This is a genomic window from Streptomyces sp. NPDC002785 (assembly GCF_040295565.1).
GTDB lineage: Bacteria > Actinomycetota > Actinomycetes > Streptomycetales > Streptomycetaceae > Streptomyces.
Window position 1 is genome coordinate 1 of sequence record NZ_JBEOVN010000060.1, and the last position, 20812, is coordinate 20812.

Below are 20812 nucleotides of genomic sequence, written 5' to 3' on the forward strand. Positions count from 1 at the left end.
GGCGACCTCTGATCAGAGGTCGCCCGACAGGCTCTGAGCGCCGCTCCGCCGTCGTACGTACGGTCAGTACCCGACCCAGCCCGTTCTTCGCGTTCTTCACCTTCTTCGTGACGAACCAGGGGGAGCCTTGCAGACACGTCACATATTCCATGCAGTCGACTCACACACCGAAGGCATGCCCACCCGCGTCATCACCGGCGGCATCGGCACCATTCCCGGTGCCACGATGGCCGAACGGCGCAGTTACTTCCTGGAGCATCGGGACGCCGTGCGCACCCTGCTCATGTACGAACCGCGCGGCCATGCCGCCATGAGCGGCGCGATCCTCCAGCCGCCCACCCGGCCCGACGCGGATTTCGGCGTCCTCTATATAGAGGTCTCCGGGTTTCTGCCGATGTGCGGGCACGGCACCATCGGGGTCGCGACCGTGCTGGTGGAGACCGGCATGGTCGAGGTCACCGAACCCGTCACCACCGTACGACTGGACACCCCGGCCGGACTTGTAAGCGTCGACGTACAGGTGCGCGAGGGCGCGGCCACCGCTGTCACCCTGACGAACGTTCCCGCGTTCAGCGTCGCACTCGACAGGACGGTGGACGTACCCGGCTACGGACCGGTGCGCTACGACCTCGCCTACGGCGGCAACTTCTACGCGATGGTGCATCTGTCCGACCTCGGGCTGCCCTTCGACCGGGCACGCAAGGACGACATCCTGGCGGCAGGACTCGCCCTGATGGATGCGGTCAACGCGGCAGACAGGCCTGTTCATCCGGAGGCCCCGGACATTCACAGCCTCAAGCACGTGCAGTTCATCGCACCCGGTTCCGACGCCCGCCACTCCCGGCACGCGATGGCGATCCACCCCGGCTGGTTCGACCGGTCGCCCTGCGGAACCGGCACCTCGGCACGCATGGCTCAACTGTACGCACGCGGTGAACTGGCCCTGGGAACCGACTTCGTGAATGAGTCCTTCATCGGAACCTCGTTCACCGGGCGTCTCATCGGGACGACCACCGTGGGCGGGCTGCCCGCCGTCGTCCCGACTGTCACCGGCCGCGCCTGGATCACCGGCACGGCACAATTCTTCCTGAACCCGTCCGACCCCTTCCCCGAAGGATTCCTGCTGTGAATCTTCCCCTGCTCGGCGCCGACGACATCAAGGCCCTGGGGCCGGCCGGAGCCGTGGACGCCCTGGAGTCGGCGCTGAGCGGGGGACTCGATCCGGAGACATCCCCGGCCCGGCACCATGTCACGGTGCCCGGCGGGGAACTGCTGATCATGCCCGCCACCACCCAACGGCTGACCGGAGTGAAGATCGCCGGCGTCGCCCCCGGCAACCCGGCACACGACCTGCCCCGGATCACCGGAAGCTATCTGCTGCTTGACGGCCCCACCCTGTTGCCTATCGCCCTGCTCGACGGAGCCGCGCTCACCACGCTGCGCACACCGGCCGTGTCCGCACTCGCGATCCGTCACCTCACCGAGCCTCTCCTGCGTCATCTGGTGCTCTTCGGAACCGGTCCCCAGGCTTACGGACACCTTGCCGCGGTGCTCGCGGAACGGCGCGTCGAACGGGTTACCGTGCTCGGCCGTACCACGCACAGGGTCGCCGCCCTGGTCGAGCACGCCCGCCAACTCGGCGTGGACGCCCGTGCGGGTGACTCCCATGAGGCCGAGGAGGTTGCCACGGCCGATCTGGTGCTCTGCTGCACCACGTCCACAACCCCGCTGTTCGACGGCACCCTCGTACCGGACGGGGCAACGGTCGTCGCCGTCGGCTCGCACACCCCCGATGCCCGGGAGGTCGACACCGCGCTGGTGTCCCGCTCCGCCGTCATCGTCGAATCGAGGACGGCAGCGCTTTCGGAGGCGGGCGATCTGCTGATCCCGATGGCGGAAGGAGCCTTCAGTGCCGAGGACATCGCAGGCAACCTCGCCGACCTGGTGACCGGTCGGATCCTCGACGAGAAGCCGGCTGCCCTCGAGCGTCCCCGATTCTTCAAGAGCGTCGGAATGGGCTGGGAAGACCTCGCGGTCGCCGCGGCGGTGCACCGGAAGTCGGCACCCTGACCGAGTTGTCCACAGGCCAGGAAACAACGGGCCGGAGCAGAAACGTGACATTGTATTCTGAGGGTCCGTACGGCGCTGGAGGAACAAATATGGCCCGCCTGACGACGCTCAACGCCATCTCGGCGCAAGAGCACTTGCGCGACAGAGTGGCGAACGCCCTCAGAGCGGCCCTGATCGCCGGGGACCTTCGTCCGGGCACGATCTACTCCGCCCCCACGCTCGCCGCCGAGTTCGGAGTGTCAGCGACCCCGGTCCGGGAGGCCATGCTCGACCTGGCGCGTGAGGGCCTCGTCGAAGCGGTCCGCAACAAGGGCTTCCGGGTCACCGAGTTGACCGAACAGGACCTCGACGACTTCACCGAACTCCGCGCCATGATCGAGGTACCCACCGTCGGCCGCATCGCCCGGATGGGCAAGACCCGGGAGCTGAAGGCGCTGCGACCGCTCGCCCTGGCGATCGTCGCGGCCGCCGCCGAACACGACATCATCGGCTATCTGGAGGCGGACCGACGCTTCCATCTCGAACTGCTCGGACTGGCCGGCAACCGCAGGCTGGTGGAGGAAGTCGGCAACCTGCGCAAACGATCGCGCCTCTTCGGGCTGAACCGGCTTGCCGCAACAGGACAGCTGACCGTATCGGCCGAGGAACATGTCCAACTGCTCGACCTCATGATCGCCGGTGACGCACAGCGCGCCGAGACCTGCATGCTGGCCCACATGTCACATGTCCGGTCGCTCTGGGCCGAGGAGGAGGGCGACGACACGGGCACCGGAGGCATGCGGATCAGAAGGGTGTCGCTGCCGGTCGCAGAGGCCTGAACCTCCGGTACCGTCTCGGTGTTCGAGGGGGACGCTCCATCCTCCGCCGGCCGCCCGGGTGCGCGGGGGCGGCCGTTGAAGTGAGCCGTACGGCTCAACAGTCCAGCAGAGCGGCCATCCACTCCTCGATTTTGTGGGCGGTGCGTGGCAGCGCGGACGACATGAGGCGAGCACCGTCGGCCGTGATGACGAGGTCGTCCTCGATCCGCACCCCGATCCCGCGCAGTGACGGGGGCAGTGTCTCGTCATCGGGCTGGAGATAGAGCCCCGGTTCCACGGTCAGTACCTGGCCCTCTTCCAGGCGCCCGTCCAGATAGGTCTCGGCGCGTGCCTGGGCGCAGTCGTGAACGTCCATGCCGAGCATGTGGCCGCTGCTGCAGAGCGTGTACCGGCGGTAGAAGCCGTTGTCGGCGTCGAGTGCCTCATCGGCGGACATCCTCAACACACCCCACTCGTGCAGCCCTTCGGCGATGATCCGCATGGCCGCCATATGGAAGTCACGGAATCGCGCCCCGGGACGCAGGGCCGCGATGCCCGCTTCCTGCGCGGCCAGCACCAGCTCGTAGACGCTGCGCTGTACGGGGGAGAAACGGCCGGACAGTGGAAGGGTGCGGGTGATGTCGGCCGTGTAGAGCGAATCGGTCTCCACCCCGGCGTCCAGGAGCAGCAACTGGTCGCTGTCCAGCGGACCGTCATTGCGGATCCAGTGCAGGACACAGGCGTGTGCCCCCGCTGCGGCGATCGTGGAGTAGCCAGGACCGTTGCCCTCCAGCCGGGCCCGCAGATCGAAGACACCCTCGATCCAACGCTCGCCGCGTGGGTGCCGCAGCGCCTGCGGAAGGCTTCGCACCACATCCTCGAACCCAGCCACCGTCGCATCGACGGCATGCTGCAACTGACCTGTCTCCCAGGGGTCCTTGATGAGCCGGAGCTCGCTTAGCACTGTGGCCAGTCCGGCCGGAGCCGACCGTCCGGGCGGAAAGACACCGCAGGTACTCAGGAGTTCGTCGACGGACGGGTCCACACCGCCCAGCACCCGTACCGGGGGCTGCGGTCCGGTCAGCAGCTTCTCCAAGGCGTCCAGGTGCGCGCAGCGGATGCCGGTCATCCGGGTGGCCTCCGCCAGGTCGGGCCTGCGTCCGACCCAGAACTCCCCGTATCGGCGGTCACGGTAGAACTCGCGGCCGGTGCGCGGTGACCGGGGGCGCAGATACAGCACCGCTTCGTGCCGCTCTTCGCCGTCGGGTTCCAGGACGAGGACATGGCCGGCCTGGTGTTCGCCGGTGAGGCCGGTGAGCCAGGCGTAGCCGGTGTGCGGGCGAAAGCGGTGGTCGGTGTCGTTGGAGCGGACCGCGAGCGCGCCCGCCGGGATGATCAGGCGCTCGCCCGGAAAGCGGGCGGCGAGCCGGGCGCGACGGGAGGGGGTGACGTCGTACGAGGGAACGCGGATGTCCGCCGGCAGTGGGGTGTCCGCCCACGCCGTGTTCATGAAGGCGTCCAATGCGGGCGACACCGGCAGGTCATGGCTGCTGGTGCGGGGTGTGGAGAGGGAACGGGACACGGCATTGCTCCTCAGGTCTGTCGAGGTTTTCGGGCTCTTCCGGGCAGTGGTTCGGCGGTCAGGAATCCGATGACGGCGGTCGGTGCGTAGGCCGGTCTCGCATGAAGTCCGTTGCCGCGGACGTGAGTTGTCGCGGAGATGAATGTAAGTGAAAGGTCTTCCGAAAGACATGTGACATGTGCCATTGTACAGCGCGCAGCGGGAAATGGGACGTGTCCATGCCACAACAGGAGTCGGTCGCACCCGGTCCGGCTCCACTCCCGCGCATTCCCCCACAGCCGCGCGATGTTGCGCGGTCACCACTCCGCTGGGAGGCGGCACGTGAAGAACCTGAGGGTTCGACAGAGAATAACCGGATTGTCCACTGCGGTTCTGGCGGCATGCCTGGGCGTGGGCCTGTTCACGGCACCGAGCCAGGCCGTCGAGCAACGCCCCGTCGCATCGGCCGTGACCCCCCACTCCTCGGACGCCGCTCAGAAACGGGCGGAACCCCGGTCCGAGGACCCCGGCGGCCCCACCGCCGAGGCGCTGACAGCACCCGCCGACGATGCCGCTCACGTCGAACGCAAGTCGCTCAACGCCGCCGACCAACCGCCGCTGTCCGCGTCCAAGGACGCGCTCAAGCGGGACTACGACGACCCGGCCGCCGCGCTTCCGAGCCACCTGGCACCTTCGATGAAGGCCGAGAAGCAGGCCCGCGCCAAGAAGTCCGGCAAGGCCGCGGCCGAGTGCAACGTCACCGACTTCACCAACAACACCGGAGGCGCCCTGGTCGAGAAGGTCAAGGCGGCGACCACCGACTGCGTCAACAGGCTGTTCCGTCTCCAGGGCCAGGACGGCTACCACGCCTTCCGCGAGGACCAGATGGTCACCATCGCCGACGCCATGCGCGGTGCGTCGGCCTCCTACCCCGGTGACGGCACCACCGGCATGCCTCAGCTGATCCTCTTCCTCCGGGCCGGCTACTACGTGCAGTACTACGACCCCGACACCGTCGGAGAGTACGGGCCGCGCCTGCGCACGGCCATCCAGGGTGCGCTCGACGGCTTCTTCGGCTCCTCGCATGCCTTCGACGTCACCGACGCCAACGGCGAGAGCCTGTCCGAGGCGATCATCCTGGTCGACAGCGCCGAGGAGAACGCCCGCTACCTGAACATCGTCAAGCGGATGCTGGCCGACTACGACGAGTCGTACAACAGCTCCTGGTACATGCTCAACGCCGTGAACAGCGTGTACACGATCATGTTCCGCGGTCACCAGGTGCCCGAGTTCGTCAGCGCCATCGAGGCCGATTCCAGCGTGCTGAACTCCCTGCACGACTTCGCCGCGAACCACCTCGACCTGCTGGGCACCAAGCAGTCGTTCCTGGCCTCCAACGCGGGACTCGAGCTCGGCCGCTTCCTCAAGGAGGACTCGCTGCGCGCCAAGGCGAGCCCCCTCGCGGCCGACCTGATGAGCAAGAGCTCCATCGACGGCCCCACCGCCCCGCTCTGGGCCAGGGTGGCCATGATGGTCGACGCCTACGACAAGGACAACTGCTCGTACTACGGCGCCTGTGACCTCGCGAAGCGTCTCGAGAAGGCCGTCCTGCCGGTGAAGCACACCTGTAGCGACAGCATCACCATCCGGGCGCAGGACATGGCCGCGGAGGAACTCGAGGCCAGCTGCACCAGCCTGCGCAACCAGGACGCCTACTTCCACGAGGTGGCCCGGGACAACGGCCCGGTCGCCGATGACAACAACAAGACCATCGAGGTCGTAGCCTTCGACTCCAGCACCGACTACCAGACCTACGCCGGAGTGATCTTCGGCATCGACACCAACAACGGCGGCATGTACCTGGAGGGCGACCCCAAGGTCGAGGGCAACCAGCCCCGGTTCATCGCCTACGAGGCCGAGTGGGCCCGTCCCGACTTCCAGATCTGGAACCTCAACCACGAGTACACGCACTACCTCGACGGCCGCTACAACATGCACGGCGACTTCGAGGCCGGAATGACCACGCCGACCGTCTGGTGGGTCGAGGGCTTCGCGGAGTTCGTCTCCTACTCGTACCGCAAGCTCGCCTACGAGGCCGCCATCGCCCAGGCCGCGAACCACACCTACACCCTGCGCACCCTGTTCGACACCACCTACGACAACGCCGACCAGACCCGCGTGTACAACTGGGGCTACCTGGCCGTCCGTTACATGCTCGAATCCCACCGCTCGGACGTCGACACCCTGCTCGGTCTCTACCGCAAGGGTGACTGGGACGGCGCCCGCACCCTGCTCACGTCGACCATCGGCAGCCGTTACGACACCGACTGGAACACCTGGCTGACCGCTTGCGCGGCCGGTGCCTGCGGCAGCGGGTCCACCAACCCGCCCGGTGAGATCACTGAGTGCAAGGACGCCGACACCAGGCTGCTGGGCCGGAACTGCATGCGCAGCGAGCTGAAGGCCGTCAAGGGCGACTACGCCTACCTGGCCGTAGTCATCCCGGCCGGCACCACCCAGCTGAAGATCACCGCGTCCGGCGGCACGGGTGACGCCGACCTCTATTACAGCTCGAAGGACTGGGCGACCACCCAGGTCAACACCGACAAGTCCGTCGGGGCGGGCAACGAGCACACCCTGACTGTCAATAACCCGGCGCCGGGCTACCACTTCATCAGCCTCTACGGCAACGAGAAGTTCGACGGCGCCAAGGTCACCACCGAGTTCTGATCCCCACGACCCCCATGGTTTCGGCCGGCCGAGTGATGTACCCGCTCGGCCGGCCGATATCGTCCCGGGGCGCGTCAACCGGACCCGGCCCGCGGCTCACGACAGCCGCAGCGTGCCGGGCGTCGCGCCGTCCAGGGTCTCCACAATCAGGTCGAAGAGCGTCGGCCCCCGTCCGGCCAGGGCCTCGTCGAGCCGCTCCTGCATCGGGGGCCGGTTGGTGGGATGCGCCCGCTCCAGGCTCCGTCGCAGCTGACGGGCCGTCTCCTCGTGGCCCAGGGCCCGTGCGGAGAGCGCGTGATCCCGCCACTCGATGACGAAGTCGTCGTCGTCCGGGGTGCCCATCCCGCCGCCGAGGCAGTCCGTGAGGGCGTCGAAGTTGCGGCCGAAGTATCCGCCGGGTCCGTTCACGGCCTCGCCGATCACTTTCCAGAACTGCTCCAGGCCGGTGACCCGGGAGCCCTCGATCACATAGGTCACGGTCATGGGTGGAGGGTACAAGTCCGGCTGCCTCCACCGATTGTGATCCGCGCCGCAGGTGGGGGGCTACGGCGCGGATCGGCTCGGAGGGTCGGGCTTCAGCAGCCCTGGTCGATCAGGTCGAACGTGGCGTAGTGGTCGCTGGTGTAGTAGTCCTCCTGTACCTCTTCACCAGTGACAATCCGACGCGCGCCCCGGGTCGGGGAGCCGGGGGTGATGACCGTGTACTCGTGGTAGTAGCCGGTGCTCTGACCGGGCAGGACGCCTTCACGGTTCTGGAACACGGCGCCGTCCTGCGAATAGGGGAACGGGCCGCCCGCGTCGATCAGATCGAGGGTGTCGTGCGCCTGGGAGGGCAGTGCCGAGTAGCAGATGCTGCCGACCGAGGTGGTGCCGACCGAGGTGGTGGCGGCTATGGCGGTCGTGGTGACCGGGCCGCCGACGAAGAGGACGGACAGGAGGGTGGCAGCGCCACCGAGCGAGGTGATCCGTGGGGGGATTCGCATAGCCACCATGATGACGCGCGTAGACATGGTCCCGTCAACGCCAACCGGTGTGAATTTTTTGAGAGTTGACCAGAGGGACAGGAACGTGACATCGATGTGTCCGCCGCCCCGGGTCGTGCCGCCCGTTCTCTGTTCACTTATTGATGAGTCGACAAGCGTGGCGGCCCGCCTGTGGGGCATGCATCCCCGTGAAGGTGTTCAGCGAAGGCGTTCGACCAGACGGCGAGACACGACGAGAAGACGAGACGACAAGGCAACCGGAAGTCGAGAAGGGGGCGATTCACTGTGCGGGCGGGGGAAACGATGGAGTGTCAGGGAGATGCCGATTCGATGGCGGACGGGGCGGCGCACGAGCCGGGGCCGCACGGACAGCAGCCGGTCCGGCTGCATCGCAGACTGGCCCACACAGATCTGGCGGGCCTGAGCGAAGTGCGTTGTGCGTTGCGGGAGTTCCTGCGATACCGGTGGCGGTCCGAGCCGGCCGAGGTGGCGGAGCTCCTGCTCAGCGAGCTGGTGACCAATGCGCTGATCCATACGAGGCACGGCGCGGTCGTCACGGTGAGCGTGGCACCCGCGAAACTACGGGTGGAGGTCCGGGACTTCGTATCCGGAATGCCCCTGTCGTACGTACCGAACGCCGACGACGGTACGCATGGCCGAGGGCTGATCCTGGTGCAGAGCCTCGCGGACGCCTGGGGAGTCAGCGCACACGCGCTGGGCAAAGTCGTCTGGTTCGAGCTGGACGGCGAAAAGCCCTGAGAGCCCGGAAGGGACCGGGCCGTCAGGGCTTTTTGCGGCGGATCAGCCGAACTGCTGCTCCAGATCCTTCAGTTTCCGCTCCAGCGAATCGAGCCGGGGCAGTGCCTGGGTGTCGTCCTCGGCGGTGAGGTCGACGGTGACCGGATCATTGGAGTTCCGGTCCGAGGCGCTGGAGCTCGGACCGGTCACGGCCTGCAGGGATGGCCGGGGGCGCAAGGGCAGTTGTCCCGGCTCGGATATGGCGGGTTCCACAACGGACTGCGCGGAGCCCGTTGCGGGGGCGATGGCCTGGACGTCCACCTGGGTGCCACCCCGGCCGACCCGGCGCCAGGCCCGGTTCTGCCGGTTCAGCGCCTTGATACGGGCCCGGTCGAGCTTCTCCTGGTCCTTCCTGCGAAGACGGTTCTGCTCCTTCTCCCGCCGGTCCTCACGGACGTCTTCGACCGCTTCGTCCAGGGTGCGTACGCCCTCCAGCAGCATCAGCGACCAGGCGCCGAAGGTCTCCCGGGGGGCGCGCAGCCACCGTACGATTCGGATCTGCGGCAGCGGACGGGGCACCAGGCCCTGCTCGCGCAGTGCGGCTCGGCGGGTCTGCTTCAGCGCCCGGTCGAAGAGCACGGCTGCCGAGAGCGACATCCCCGCGAAGAAGTGCGGGGCGCCCGCGTGGTCGATTCCGCGCGGCGCGTGCACCCAGTTGAACCAGGCGGCCGCACCGGCGAACGTCCATACGAGCAGCCGTGATCCGAGCGCCGCGTCACCGTGGCTGGCCTCGCGCACCGCGAGTACGGAACAGAACATCGCGGCCCCGTCGAGGCCGAACGGAACGAGATACTCCCAGCCCCCGGAGAGGCCGAGGTTCTGCTCGCCGAAGCCGACGAGCCCATGGAAGGAGAGCGCGGCGGCGACCGCCGCACAGCAGAACAACAGGACGTACGAGGCGCTGGCATACAGCGTCTCCTTGCGTCTGCGACGCTCCTCGCTGCGCTCCCAGCTGTCTTCGGTCGCGGCCTTGTCAGCGGCGCGCTTGCCGCGTGCGACCACCGCCACCGCTGCCAGGACCCCCACGAGCAGCACGGCGCCCGGAAGCAGCCAATTCAGCGATATGTCGGTCAGTCTCATGCGCGGTCCCTTGCATCGCGTAGGGCATTTCGGGCGCCATAATTGCCGAAACCCCGTCACGCTCAGGGGGTTTCGGGGCAAGAGAACGCCATTGGGTTGGCAGGGCATACGGGTAGCCGGGATCTGATCGAATATCCGTACGCGGCCAGTGATCTGCGTTCGAATAGTACTACTCGTACGAGCGGTGTGGATCAGTGAGTGGCCGTCAGTTTCTGTACCCGGTCGGCGTCACAGGTGCGCGGGCAGGTGGCGCAGGTGTCCTCGGGGCGCAGCGTGTAGAAGAGGCAGCAGCTCGCCCGGTCGCGGGTGGGCAGCGACTCGCCGTTCGGCCCGGTCAGTTCACGGAAGCCGGCCGAGCCGACGTACGGCTTCGTGGTGCCCGGCAGGAGCGCCTCCAGCTCGGTCATCGCCCGCCGCTCCTCGCCGAGCAGATGGGCGATGTACCAGAGGCCCTCGACGACCTCGTCCGTCGCCATGCCCCACAATGCCCGCCTGCCGCGCCGCATCCGTGGTTCGAAGCCATCCAGCACCGGACCGATGTGGTCGGCCACGGCGGCGAGCACCTCGGCCCGCAGCGCCGCCTCGTCCGGGACCACTCGGGCGCCCGGCAGTCCGGCCGCCGGATCGTCCGGAAGGCAGGCGAATTCCCTTACGCGGACGGTCAGGTGCCCCAGTGCCCGCTGGAACGCCACATCCCCGACGGGGATCCGGGGTACCCGCCGATGCAGGAACCACGGCACCGTCACCAGCAGACAGGCGGGCCAGGCGTACCGGTGCAGACCGAAGCTGGCGACCACATCGGGCCGGGGCTGCTGCCCGTAGTCCCGCAGCACCTGCGCGTGGTCCCAGGCGAGGAAGGCGTCGAGCGCGGCGCCACCCGCCGCGAGCTCGTCCGCACCCACCCAGCCGGCACCGCAGGGGGCGGCCTCGGCGTCGGTCAGCACCTCTGCGCGCAGCCCGGGGAACACCTCGGCCAGACGTGCGTACGCGCCCTTCACGACGGACGCGGTGGTACTGGGAAGCAGAGTGGGGAGGGTCATGCAGGGACCACCGAATCGCGATCGTTTGCAGGTAAGCCTTACCTTACCCGAACGGATCGATGTTTGAACTGCGGCCTGCGCCGCCTATCGTGCACAGGGGCATGGCGCACGCGAGCCGCGCCCACCGCAGGCCGAGGAGGTCCGAGTGGAGCAGAGCAGGGCGCGTGAGCAGGCGCCGCCGTCGTACGCGTCCGTCGCGTCCGCGACCACCCCGGCGTCCGCACGCGTGCCCGAGCAGGTACGTGGCGAGCACACCCACAGCGAGCCGCCCGCCCCGCGGCCGGCGGTGCAGCGGCACTCCGTACGCGGCCAGGTCCTCGACGCCCTGCGCGCCGCCCTGGTGGACGGTCAGCTCGTTCCGGGGCAGGTCTACTCCGCCCCGGCTCTCGGCGCCCGATTCGGGGTCTCCGCGACGCCGGTGCGCGAGGCGATGCAGCAGTTGGCCATCGAGGGCGCCGTCGAGGTCGTACCGAACCGTGGTTTCCGGGTGTCCCAGCGGGGCCCGCGCGAGGTGGCCGAGCTGGCCGAGGTGCGGGCCCTGATCGAGGTCCCCGTCATCTTGCGGCTGGCCCGCACCGTCCCCCCGGCCCGCTGGCGCGCCCTGCGCCCGCTGGCCGAGGCCACGGTTGCGGCGGCCGTCGTGGGCGACGGGGCGAGCTACGCCGAGTCCGACCGGGCCTTCCACGGCGCGGTCCTCGCGCTCTGCGGCAACGAGCAGTTGGTGATGGTCGCCGACGATCTGCACCGCCGCTCCCAGTGGCCCCTGGGGAGCGACCCCGCTACCCGCCGCGCCGACCTGCTCGCCGACGCCGCCGAGCACACCGCCCTGCTCGACGCGCTCATCGCCCAGGACCTGGCCGTCGTGCAGTCGCTTGTACGGGAACACTTCACCGGCGCCGAGAGCTGACGGCTGTACCGGCCCTGCGGGGCTCAGTTCGTCTCGGCCGTTTCCGGGGGCGGCGGGTCCAGGTGCGGAGCCAGCCATGTCGGTACGCCCCCGAGCAGCCGGAAGAGCCGGCCCGCCTCGGCGCGCAGCCGGGTCGCCGTCTCGGGCTCCGGCTCGGAGTCGGCGAGGGCGATGAGGGCCGGAGCCGTACCGATCAGATAGCCCAGCTCCTCCCTTATCCGCAGGGACTCGGCGAAACCGTGCCGTGCCTCCGCCAGCTCTCCCTCGCGCAGGGCGAGCAGGGCGAGATGGCGCCAGGTCGAAGAGAGCAGCAGTGCGTCGCCCTGGGCGGTGGCACCGGCGTGGGCCCTGCGGTACGCGGCACGCGCGGCCTGGGGCGAGTCGGCAATGTTCTGTGCGATCAGGCCACGGCGGAAGTCCAGCAGCGGTCGGCCCGGCGCGGACGGGGCGAGCAGGGCGGCGGCCCGGCTCAGGGCGACGCTGGCCTCGTCGGCCCGGTCCCGTACCCCCAGCAGCGTCGACGCGTACGCCAGATGGCCACGCTCACAGGCTGCCGCTCCGCGCTCGGCGTCGTCGTGGGCCATAGCCTCGGCGGCGCGCAGGGCGTCCTCGGCGTCGGTCCAGCCCTGCCCGGTGTACAGGCACCGCTCGGTCAGCAGCGCGGTCCGCTGGAGAGCCGCCGCCGGATCGGTGACGGCGTCGTGTTCGAGCAGTGCGGCGGCGTCCGTCCAGCAGGCGCGTGACCGCAGCCGCCATACCGCTGTCTGGAGCGGCGGATCGTCATCTGCTGTCGTTCCGGAACCAGACATGGCGGTATGCGCCACATTGCCCTCCCCGAGCGCGCCATTGAGCTGTTGAGTCTGGCCGCATCTCAGCACGGAATGGCACACCGGGCCAAGGGGTCGGGGCAATGTCAGGTGAAAGATTTCACAAACGACCGGACCCGCCAGGAGCCGTGGCAGGGCCCGGAACTCAGCTCATACGCAGGGCGAGGAAGAAATCGAGCTTGTCCTCCAGGCGCGAAAGGTCACGCCCCGTCAACTGCTCGATTCGCCCGACCCGGTAGCGCAACGTGTTGACATGCAGATGCAGACGGGACGCGCAGCGGGTCCAGGAGCCGTCGCAGTCCAGGAACGCCTCCAGCGTCGGGATCAGCTCCGCGCGATGGCGCCGGTCGTAGTCGCGCAGCGGGTCGAGCAGCCGTGCGGTGAACGCACGGCGCACGTCATCGGGGACGAACGGCAGCAGCAGTACGTGCGAGGCCAGCTCGTGGTGCCCGGCCGCGCAGACCCGGCCGGGGCGGGCCGCCGCCACCCGGCGGGCGTGCCGGGCCTCCTCCAGGGCGCCGCGCAGACCTTCGGGGGAATGCACGGCCGCGCTGACACCCAGTGTCAGCCGGCCGTCGTCGGCGAGGCCGGCGGAGAGCGGTTCGCGGACGACGGCGAGCAGCACATCGGCGTGCAGTGCGGGGCCCTTGTCGGCGGTCGACTCGGCGGGTGTCGCATCCGGACCGGCGTCGTGGGCCGGCGCGGGCGTTGTGACGGCGGGCAGCGGTACGAGGGCGACGGCCTCGTCGCCCGAGTGGGCGACCGCGATCCGGTCCGCGGAGTCGGGGCCGGCGACCGCAGGGTCGACCAGGATCTCCTCCAGCAGTGCCTGGGCGACCGGGCCGCCCGCGACGGCGGAGCCGGAGCTGCCGGTCGGGGCGCCCGTGGCGGCGGAGCCCTCCGCGCCGCCCCACTCGACCCGGGCCACCACGACCTGCCAGTGCGGCGCGGACCCGAGACCCGGGAGCAGCACCGGGGCGGCGACCCGCAGCCTGGCGGCGATCTCGGCCGGCGGGGCGTCAGTCTGGACCAGTTCAAGGACTTCCTGGGCGAGCCTGCGGCGTACCGTACGGGCCGCGTCGCGCCGGTCCCGTTCGACCGCGATCAGCTGGGTGACGCCCTGGAGCAGATCCAGCCGGGCGGGCGGCCAGTCGCTCGCGTCCGCCTCGACCGCGAGCAGCCAGTCGGAGAGCACCGACTCGCGCACATCGCGGGAGGCCGGGACCGCGCCCCGCCCGGCGTTGCGGATCGGGAAGAGTGAATACGTGATGCCGCCGACCGTGGCCCGGTGCGGGGCCCGGCGGCCGGTGCGGGTGGCGGCCAGATGGTGGCCGGCGAGCGCTGCGCCGACCGGTCCGGCCAGCGGTGCGTCACGGGCGCCCGCGATCTGTCGGCCGGTGGGCGAGAGCACCCAGGCGTGCAGGTCGAGGTCGGAGCCGAGCAGATCGAGGACCACTTCGGGCCCACCGCCCGCCGGGCCCGAGGTCATGAGCCTGCGGTGCCGGTCCACGACGGCGGCCAGATCGCCCGCACGCTCGCCGGACACCTGGCGCACCACATGCTCGGTGATCGTTGCGAACGCGACGGTCTCATGGACGGCGAAGAGCGGCAGCCGGTGTCGCGCACACGCCTCCACCAGATCGCCGGGGATGTCGCCGAGCTCCGCCTCGCCCGCCGCGAGCCCGGCGACCCCGGCGCCCGCCAGGATTCGTACGAACGGCTCCGAGTCCGTCGCGTCCCGGCGCCAGGCCAGGCCCGTCAGGACCAGCTCGCCGCCGGACAGGTAGCGGCTGGGATCCCGCAGGTCGGTGGTCATCACGCCGCGGACGGACCGGTCCAGCTCGTCCCCGCCGCCGAGCAGCCGCAGGCCCAGCGCGTCGGTCTCCAGCAGTGCGCGCAGCCGCATCTCGTCGCCGCCGATCTCTTTCGTTGGTGCGGGTGAAAACTGGGTATTGCGGTGAGGTCGCTGACCCCCGCCATTCGTTCGAATCTACAAGACGAGGAGATCGACCAGCCAACTCCTTCATGGTTTCGGTGACTGCACCGGGTGGAGCACGGCTTGTGTACTTGGCCGCACATCGCGTTAACAACATATGAGTGACCAGTCGAGGGCCGGCCGTCCCCAGGGCCTGTCCTCAATCTGCCGTCTGTCGCGCCGACGCCTGACACGCACACGCGCAGCGTTGCCGAAAAGCCCGGGTAGCTCCGCTACAAGGACTCTCCGGCGCCTGGCGAGCGCACGCACCGGACGCCGCGCGGACGTCCTGCGGCGACGACGGATTGACCACAGGCCCTGGCCCCACCGAACGACCGATTTGAGAAGAAGAGAGCCACTCATGGACTTCCTTCGCCCCGCCAGCTGGGAGGAGGCGCTCGCCGCCAAGGCCGAGCACCCGACGGCCGTGCCCATTGCGGGTGGCACCGATGTGATGGTCGAGATCAACTTCGACCACCGGCGGCCCGAGTACCTCCTGGACCTGAACCGCATCGGAGAGCTGTCCGAATGGCAGGTGGGCCAGGAGAACGTACGGCTCGGTGCCTCCGTTCCGTACAGCCACATCATGGAGCATCTGCGCGCCGAACTGCCCGGACTGGCGCTCGCCTCGCACACCGTCGCCTCGCCGCAGATCCGCAACCGTGGCGGCGTCGGCGGCAACCTGGGCACCGCGTCGCCCGCCGGAGACGCCCACCCGGCGCTGCTCGCGGCGGGCGCCGAGGTCGAGGCCGAATCCGTACGCGGGACCAGGATGATCCCGATCGACGCCTTCTTCACCGGCGTCAAGCGCAACGCCCTCGCCCCGGACGAGCTGATCAGGGCCGTGCACATCAAGAAGGCCGACGGGCCGCAGCAGTACTCCAAGGTCGGCACCCGCAATGCGATGGTCATCGCGGTCTGCGCCTTCGGCCTGGCCCTGCACCCCGAGACCCGTACGGTCCGCACCGGCATCGGCTCGGCCGCCCCCACGCCCGTACGGGCGAAGGAGGCCGAGGAATTCCTGAACGCCGCGCTCGAAGAGGGCGGATTCTGGGACAGCCGCACGATCATCACCCCGTCCATCGCCAAGCAGTTCGCCGACCTCGCCGCCGGTGCCTGCAACCCGATCGACGATGTGCGCGGCACCGCGAGCTATCGCAGGCACGCAGTCGGGATCATGGCGCGCCGCACTCTCGGCTGGACCTGGGAGTCGTACCGCGGCAACGGCCGCAGCACCGAAGGAGCTGTCTGATCATGCGCGTCAATTTCACGGTCAACGGCCGCAGGTACGAGGCGGACGACGTCTGGGAGGGCGAGTCCCTCCTCTATGTGCTGCGTGAGCGAATGGGCCTGCCCGGCTCGAAGAACGCCTGCGAGCAGGGCGAGTGCGGTTCCTGCACGGTCCGTCTGGACGGTGTCCCGGTCTGCTCCTGTCTGGTTGCCGCAGGCCAGGTGGAGGGCCGCGAGGTCGTCACCGTAGAAGGCCTCGCCGACTTCGCCGCCCACCGCTCCCAGGCACACGCCGGCAGGGGGCACCTCCCACACGCGGAGCTTAGTGGCGGCTGCTCCTTTGGCGCCTGTGGCACCGCACTCGACGAGGCCCGGCAGTGGGAGTCCGAGCCGGCCGGCGAGGAGACCCGGGACACAGGTGAACTCTCCCCGATCCAGCAGGCGTTCATCGACGCCGGAGCCGTCCAGTGCGGCTTCTGTACCCCCGGGCTGCTGGTCGCCGCGGACGAACTGCTGGAACGCAACCCGGAGCCGTCCGACGCGGACATCCGTGAGGCGCTCTCCGGCAACCTCTGTCGCTGTACCGGCTACGAGAAGATCCTCGACGCGGTCCGCCTCGCGGCCGTCCGCACGGAAGAAACGGTCTGACGATGGGCGTTACCGGCAACCCCACCAGCATCAACCAGGGCACCCGCACCAAGGGCGGCATCGGCGAGTCCACGCTGCGCCCCGACGGCATCCTGAAGGTCACCGGCGAGTTCGCGTACTCCTCCGACATGTGGCACGAGGACATGCTCTGGGGCCACACGCTGCGCTCCACGTTCGCGCACGCCGAGATCGTCTCCATCGACACCTCGGAAGCGCTCGCCACGTCCGGCGTCTACGCCGTACTCACCTACGACGACCTGCCGACCTCGGTGAAGAACTACGGGCTCGAGATCCAGGACACCCCGGTCCTCGCCCACGGCAAGGTCCGTCACCACGGCGAACCCGTGGCGCTCGTCGCCGCCGATCACCCGGAGACGGCCCGCCGCGCCGCCGCGAAGATCAGGATCGACTACCGCGAGCTGCCTGTCGTCACCGACGAGGCCTCCGCCACCGCACCCGACGCCCCTCTCATCCACGAGGGCCGCAACGACCACCACGCGGGGCACGTACCGCATCCCAACATTGTCCACCGCCAGCCCATCGTCCGCGGCGACGCGGACGCGGCGGCGGCCCGCGCCGATGTCATCGTGAGCGGTGAGTACGTCTTCGGCATGCAGGACCAGGCCTTCCTCGGCCCCGAGTCCGGTCTGGCCGTGCCCGCCGAGGACGGCGGCGTCGACCTGTACGTCGCCACCCAGTGGCTCCACTCCGACCTGCGCCAGATCGCCCCCGTACTCGGCCTGCCCGAGGACAAGGTCCGCATGACGCTCTCCGGAGTCGGCGGCGCCTTCGGTGGCCGCGAGGACCTGTCGATGCAGATCCACGCCTGCCTGCTCGCCCTGCGCACCGGCAAGCCGGTCAAGATCGTCTACAACCGGTTCGAGTCGTTCTTCGGGCACGTCCACCGCCACCCCGCCAAGCTCTGGTACGAGCACGGCGCCACTCGTGACGGCAAGCTGACCCATATGAAATGTCGCATCGTACTGGACGGCGGAGCCTATGCCTCCGCTTCCCCGGCCGTCGTCGGCAACGCCTCCTCGCTCAGCGTCGGCCCGTACGTCATCGACGACGTCGACATCGAGGCCATCGCGCTCTACACCAACAACCCGCCGTGCGGCGCCATGCGCGGCTTCGGCGCGGTCCAGGCATGCTTCGCCTACGAGGCCCAGATGGACAAGCTCGCTGCCGAACTCTCCATGGACCCGGTCGAGTTCAGGCAGCTCAACGCCATGGAGCAGGGCACCATCCTGCCGACCGGCCAGGTCGTCGACTCGCCCGCCCCGGTGGCCGAGCTGCTGCGCCGGGTCAAGGCGCGGCCGCTGCCGCCCGAGCGCCAGTGGGAGGTCGCCGGCGAGCAGGCCGACGTACGGGCCCTGCCCGGCGGACTGTCCAACACCACCCACGGCGAAGGTGTCGTACGTGGCATCGGCTACGCGGTCGGCCTCAAGAACGTCGGCTTCTCCGAGGGCTTCGACGACTACTCCACCGCCCGGGTGCGCATGGAGGTCATCGGCGGCGAACCTGTCGCGACCGTACACACCGCGATGGCCGAGGTCGGGCAGGGGGGCGTCACCGTCCACGCCCAGATCGCCCGTACCGAACTCGGCGTCGCCCAGGTCACCATCCACCCGGCCGACACCCAGGTCGGCTCGGCCGGCTCCACCTCCGCCTCCCGGCAGACGTATGTCACCGGCGGAGCCGTGAAACACTCCTGCAAGGCCGTCCGCGAGAAGGTCCTGGAGATGGGCCGCCGCAAGTTCGGTACGTACCACCCTGCCTGGGCCACCGCCGAACTGCTCCTGGAGGGCGGCAAGGTCGTCACCGACGGCGGCGAAGTGCTGGCCGATCTGGTCGACGTGCTGGAGGACGAGGCGGTCGACATCGAGCTGGAGTGGCGCCACCGGCCCACCGAGGCGTTCGACCTCCGTACCGGACAGGGCAACGGCCACGTCCAGTACTCCTTCGCCGCCCACCGCGCGGTCGTCGAGGTCGACACCGAACTCGGCCTGGTCAAGGTCATCGAACTGGCCTGCGCCCAGGACGTCGGCAAGGCACTCAACCCGCTGTCCGTCGAAGGGCAGATCCAGGGCGGTACCACCCAGGGCCTGGGCGTCGCCGTCATGGAGGAGATCATCGTCGACCCGAAGACCGCGAAGGTGCGCAACCCGTCCTTCACGGACTATCTGATCCCCACCATCCTCGACACCCCGACGATCCCGGTCGATGTGCTCGAACTCGCCGACGCCCAGGCCCCGTACGGGCTCCGTGGCGTCGGCGAGGCTCCCACCCTGTCGTCGACCCCGGCCGTTCTCGCGGCGATCCGGAACGCGACGGGCCTGGAGCTCAACAGGACGCCGGTACGCCCCGAGCACATCACCGGCACCTGAGTCACGACTCCCTCCTGAACCCTCCGGGCGGGGCGCGCCTCCCGGGCACGTCACACTTTCGCCGCCCGCACCGCCCGGAGAACCCAAGTGCCGTACCGCTCACGGCCATTGATTCCACCATGTAACGAAAGAGCAGTACCACGCAGTACTTCGTGCTCAGCCCGATCGAGAGCTGGATCGACGCCAAGTGGAACTGGCAGCACAAGTCTCTTCCGCCTCTCCGCCCCTCCGCACACCCGTAGAAGGAGAAACGCCATGCTGGACATCGCCGAAGAGCTCAACCGGTGGGTCGAGCAGGGACGCGACTTCGCCGTGGCCACCGTCGCGGCGGTCGGCGGCAGTGCACCCCGGAAGCCGGGAGCAGCCCTCGCCGTCGACCGCGAAGGCACGGCGATCGGATCGGTCTCCGGCGGGTGTGTGGAGGGCGCGGTGTACGACCTGTGCGGACAGGCGCTGGACGACGGCATCGCAGTGCGCGAACAGTTCGGCTACAGCGACGAGGACGCCTTCGAGGTCGGACTGACCTGCGGCGGCGTCATCGACATCCTGGTGACACCGGTCCGTGTGGACGACCCCGCACGGGCGGTGTTCGCCGCCGCACTCGCCGCCGCCGCACGAGGGGAGGCGGCGGCGGTCGCAAGGATCACCGACGGGCCCGCGGAACTCCTCGGCCACCCCCTGCTCGTCCACCCCGACGGCTCGTACGAGGGTGGGCTCGGCGGACATCCGGAGCTGGACCGCACCGCTGCGGCCGACGCCCGCGCGATGCTGGACGCGGGCCGCACCGGCTCCGTCGCCATCGGCGCCGAGGGCTCGCGCTGCGGGCAACCGCTCACCCTGCTCGTCGAATCGAGCGTCCCACCGCCCCGGTTGATCGTCTTCGGGGCCATCGACTTCGCCTCGGCACTGGTCCGGGCGGGTAAGTTCCTCGGGTACCACGTCACATTGTGCGACGCCCGCCCCGTCTTCACCACGAAGGCCCGCTTCCCGGAGGCCGACGAACTGGTCATCGACTGGCCGCACCGCTATCTCGCGACGACCGATGTCGACGCGCGCACCGCCCTGTGCGTCCTCACCCACGACATCAAGTTCGATGTCCCGCTGCTGGAACTGGCGTTGAGGCTGCCCGTGGCGTACGTCGGAGCGATGGGCTCGCGCCGCACCCATCTGGAGCGCAATGACCGGCTGCGCGAAGTCGGCGTCACGGAGCTGGAACTGGCCAGGCTGCACTCGCCGATCGGTCTCGACCTCGGCGCCCGTACCCCTGAGGAGACCGCGCTGTCGATCGCCGCCGAAATCGTCGCCGACCGGCGCGGCGGCAGCGGTGTTCCGCTCACCGGCGCGCACACCCCGATCCATCACGAAGGCGGGCAACCGACGGCCGGGCGTATCTCTTGGGTGACCTGACCTGACCTGACCTGACCTGACCTGACCTGACCTGACCTGACCTGACCTGACCTGAGCTTGGCATTTAACCTGCCGCCGCTCTCTTGGTGTGGTGGGCTTCGAGCGTGGATTCGCGTTTGACAGTCTTACCGCCGCCGACTCCGCTCATCGACAGGAAGGTCGAGCGACTCCACAGCGCGCTCCGAGCTCTGCACATGCACCATCTCCCCCCGATCGAGGAGGCCATGGTCTATTGGCTAAGTGGATCTTCTCGGTGCCGCCTCACTCCGCCAACGGGAAGCGGCTCACCAACTCCACTGGTGGAGCCGCTGTCACGACACACCCGGCTTGTACCTCCGCCCAGAAACGGACGTTACGGTCCTTTCCTGCGCG

General features: G+C 69.2%; 17 protein-coding genes. 10 read left to right on the forward strand and 7 right to left on the reverse strand.

The window, feature by feature from the left end; all coding sequences use genetic code 11:
- The first annotated feature begins 127 nt into the window (after positions 1–127).
- The 3 genes from ABTZ94_RS16725 (at position 128) to ABTZ94_RS16735 (ending at position 2888) form a co-directional block, all read left to right on the forward strand.
- A complete protein-coding gene (locus tag ABTZ94_RS16725) occupies positions 128–1129 on the forward strand; it encodes a proline racemase family protein (RefSeq protein ID WP_351201742.1) in 1002 nt (333 codons plus the stop codon).
- On the forward strand, positions 1126–2070 hold the full coding sequence (locus ABTZ94_RS16730; protein ID WP_351201744.1) for an ornithine cyclodeaminase family protein: 945 nt from the start codon (positions 1126–1128) through the stop codon (positions 2068–2070). The genes ABTZ94_RS16725 and ABTZ94_RS16730 overlap by 4 nt, the downstream gene beginning before the upstream one ends.
- An 89-nt stretch (positions 2071–2159) precedes the next feature.
- Entirely contained in the window at positions 2160–2888 is a 729-nt protein-coding gene (locus ABTZ94_RS16735; protein WP_351201746.1) for a GntR family transcriptional regulator, read from the forward strand.
- Positions 2889–2982: 94 nt separating this feature from the next.
- Here ABTZ94_RS16735 and ABTZ94_RS16740 read toward each other — a convergent pair whose 3' ends face one another.
- Positions 2983–4449 carry an aminopeptidase P family protein gene (locus tag ABTZ94_RS16740; protein WP_351201748.1) on the reverse strand — a complete coding sequence of 489 codons (1467 nt, stop codon included), beginning with the start codon at positions 4447–4449 and terminating at the stop codon, positions 2983–2985.
- Between the two features lie 321 nt (positions 4450–4770).
- Between ABTZ94_RS16740 and ABTZ94_RS16745 the strand changes: the two genes are divergently transcribed.
- Entirely contained in the window at positions 4771–7158 is a 2388-nt protein-coding gene (locus tag ABTZ94_RS16745) for a M9 family metallopeptidase (protein WP_502967259.1), read from the forward strand.
- 96 nt (positions 7159–7254) lie between these two features.
- Here ABTZ94_RS16745 and ABTZ94_RS16750 read toward each other — a convergent pair whose 3' ends face one another.
- Both ABTZ94_RS16750 and ABTZ94_RS16755 read right to left on the reverse strand, forming a co-directional pair.
- Positions 7255–7641: a barstar family protein gene (locus ABTZ94_RS16750; protein WP_351201752.1), complete on the reverse strand. Its 387-nt coding sequence runs from the start codon at positions 7639–7641 to the stop codon at positions 7255–7257.
- A 92-nt stretch (positions 7642–7733) separates the two neighbouring features.
- Positions 7734–8141, reverse strand: a complete 408-nt coding sequence (locus tag ABTZ94_RS16755; protein WP_351201754.1) for a guanyl-specific ribonuclease — start codon at positions 8139–8141, stop codon at positions 7734–7736.
- Between the two features lie 396 nt (positions 8142–8537).
- Between ABTZ94_RS16755 and ABTZ94_RS16760 the strand changes: the two genes are divergently transcribed.
- Positions 8538–8900, forward strand: a complete 363-nt coding sequence (locus ABTZ94_RS16760) for an ATP-binding protein (protein WP_351201792.1) — start codon at positions 8538–8540, stop codon at positions 8898–8900.
- Positions 8901–8942: 42 nt separating this feature from the next.
- Here ABTZ94_RS16760 and ABTZ94_RS16765 read toward each other — a convergent pair whose 3' ends face one another.
- Both ABTZ94_RS16765 and ABTZ94_RS16770 read right to left on the reverse strand, forming a co-directional pair.
- Positions 8943–10019: a DUF2637 domain-containing protein gene (locus tag ABTZ94_RS16765; protein WP_351201755.1), complete on the reverse strand. Its 1077-nt coding sequence runs from the start codon at positions 10017–10019 to the stop codon at positions 8943–8945.
- A gap of 191 nt (positions 10020–10210) precedes the next feature.
- Positions 10211–11059, reverse strand: a complete 849-nt coding sequence (locus ABTZ94_RS16770) for a (2Fe-2S)-binding protein (RefSeq protein ID WP_351201757.1) — start codon at positions 11057–11059, stop codon at positions 10211–10213.
- A 145-nt stretch (positions 11060–11204) separates the two neighbouring features.
- Between ABTZ94_RS16770 and ABTZ94_RS16775 the strand changes: the two genes are divergently transcribed.
- A complete protein-coding gene (locus ABTZ94_RS16775) occupies positions 11205–11966 on the forward strand; it encodes a GntR family transcriptional regulator (RefSeq protein ID WP_351201759.1) in 762 nt (253 codons plus the stop codon).
- A gap of 23 nt (positions 11967–11989) precedes the next feature.
- Here the strand turns inward: ABTZ94_RS16775 and ABTZ94_RS16780 are convergent, their stop codons facing one another.
- Together ABTZ94_RS16780 and ABTZ94_RS16785 are read right to left on the reverse strand one after the other, a co-directional pair.
- Positions 11990–12775: a hypothetical protein gene (locus tag ABTZ94_RS16780; protein WP_351201761.1), complete on the reverse strand. Its 786-nt coding sequence runs from the start codon at positions 12773–12775 to the stop codon at positions 11990–11992.
- 163 nt (positions 12776–12938) lie between these two features.
- Complete coding sequence (locus ABTZ94_RS16785; RefSeq protein WP_351201763.1) at positions 12939–14699, reverse strand: PucR family transcriptional regulator; 1761 nt, start codon at positions 14697–14699, stop codon at positions 12939–12941.
- A gap of 430 nt (positions 14700–15129) precedes the next feature.
- Between ABTZ94_RS16785 and ABTZ94_RS16790 the strand changes: the two genes are divergently transcribed.
- The 4 genes from ABTZ94_RS16790 to ABTZ94_RS16805 all read left to right on the forward strand — a co-directional run bounded on the left by ABTZ94_RS16790 (position 15130) and on the right by ABTZ94_RS16805 (position 20440).
- Positions 15130–16020 (forward strand): FAD binding domain-containing protein, encoded by an 891-nt coding sequence (locus ABTZ94_RS16790; RefSeq protein ID WP_351201765.1) that lies wholly within the window; start codon positions 15130–15132, stop codon positions 16018–16020.
- 2 nt (positions 16021–16022) lie between these two features.
- Positions 16023–16646: a (2Fe-2S)-binding protein gene (locus tag ABTZ94_RS16795; RefSeq protein ID WP_351201767.1), complete on the forward strand. Its 624-nt coding sequence runs from the start codon at positions 16023–16025 to the stop codon at positions 16644–16646.
- Between the two features lie 2 nt (positions 16647–16648).
- Positions 16649–19033 (forward strand): xanthine dehydrogenase subunit D, encoded by a 2385-nt coding sequence (gene pucD / locus ABTZ94_RS16800; RefSeq protein WP_351201769.1) that lies wholly within the window; start codon positions 16649–16651, stop codon positions 19031–19033.
- 255 nt (positions 19034–19288) lie between these two features.
- On the forward strand, positions 19289–20440 hold the full coding sequence (locus ABTZ94_RS16805) for an XdhC family protein (RefSeq protein WP_351201771.1): 1152 nt from the start codon (positions 19289–19291) through the stop codon (positions 20438–20440).
- Positions 20441–20812 lie beyond the last annotated feature (372 nt).

Bases quoted from the DNA above. Each gene is read 5' to 3' on its own strand.
- ABTZ94_RS16735 (WP_351201746.1), top strand. From the start codon at position 2,160: ATGGCCCGCCTGACGACGCTCAACGCCATCTCGGCGCAAGAGCACTTG.
- ABTZ94_RS16750 (WP_351201752.1), bottom strand. From the start codon at position 7,641: ATGACCGTGACCTATGTGATCGAGGGCTCCCGGGTCACCGGCCTGGAG.
- ABTZ94_RS16755 (WP_351201754.1), bottom strand. From the start codon at position 8,141: ATGCGAATCCCCCCACGGATCACCTCGCTCGGTGGCGCTGCCACCCTC.
- ABTZ94_RS16765 (WP_351201755.1), bottom strand. From the start codon at position 10,019: ATGAGACTGACCGACATATCGCTGAATTGGCTGCTTCCGGGCGCCGTG.
- ABTZ94_RS16770 (WP_351201757.1), bottom strand. From the start codon at position 11,059: ATGACCCTCCCCACTCTGCTTCCCAGTACCACCGCGTCCGTCGTGAAG.
- ABTZ94_RS16780 (WP_351201761.1), bottom strand. From the start codon at position 12,775: ATGTCTGGTTCCGGAACGACAGCAGATGACGATCCGCCGCTCCAGACA.
- ABTZ94_RS16785 (WP_351201763.1), bottom strand. From the start codon at position 14,699: ATGCGGCTGCGCGCACTGCTGGAGACCGACGCGCTGGGCCTGCGGCTG.
- ABTZ94_RS16790 (WP_351201765.1), top strand. From the start codon at position 15,130: ATGGACTTCCTTCGCCCCGCCAGCTGGGAGGAGGCGCTCGCCGCCAAG.
- ABTZ94_RS16795 (WP_351201767.1), top strand. From the start codon at position 16,023: ATGCGCGTCAATTTCACGGTCAACGGCCGCAGGTACGAGGCGGACGAC.
- pucD (WP_351201769.1), top strand. From the start codon at position 16,649: ATGGGCGTTACCGGCAACCCCACCAGCATCAACCAGGGCACCCGCACC.
- ABTZ94_RS16805 (WP_351201771.1), top strand. From the start codon at position 19,289: ATGCTGGACATCGCCGAAGAGCTCAACCGGTGGGTCGAGCAGGGACGC.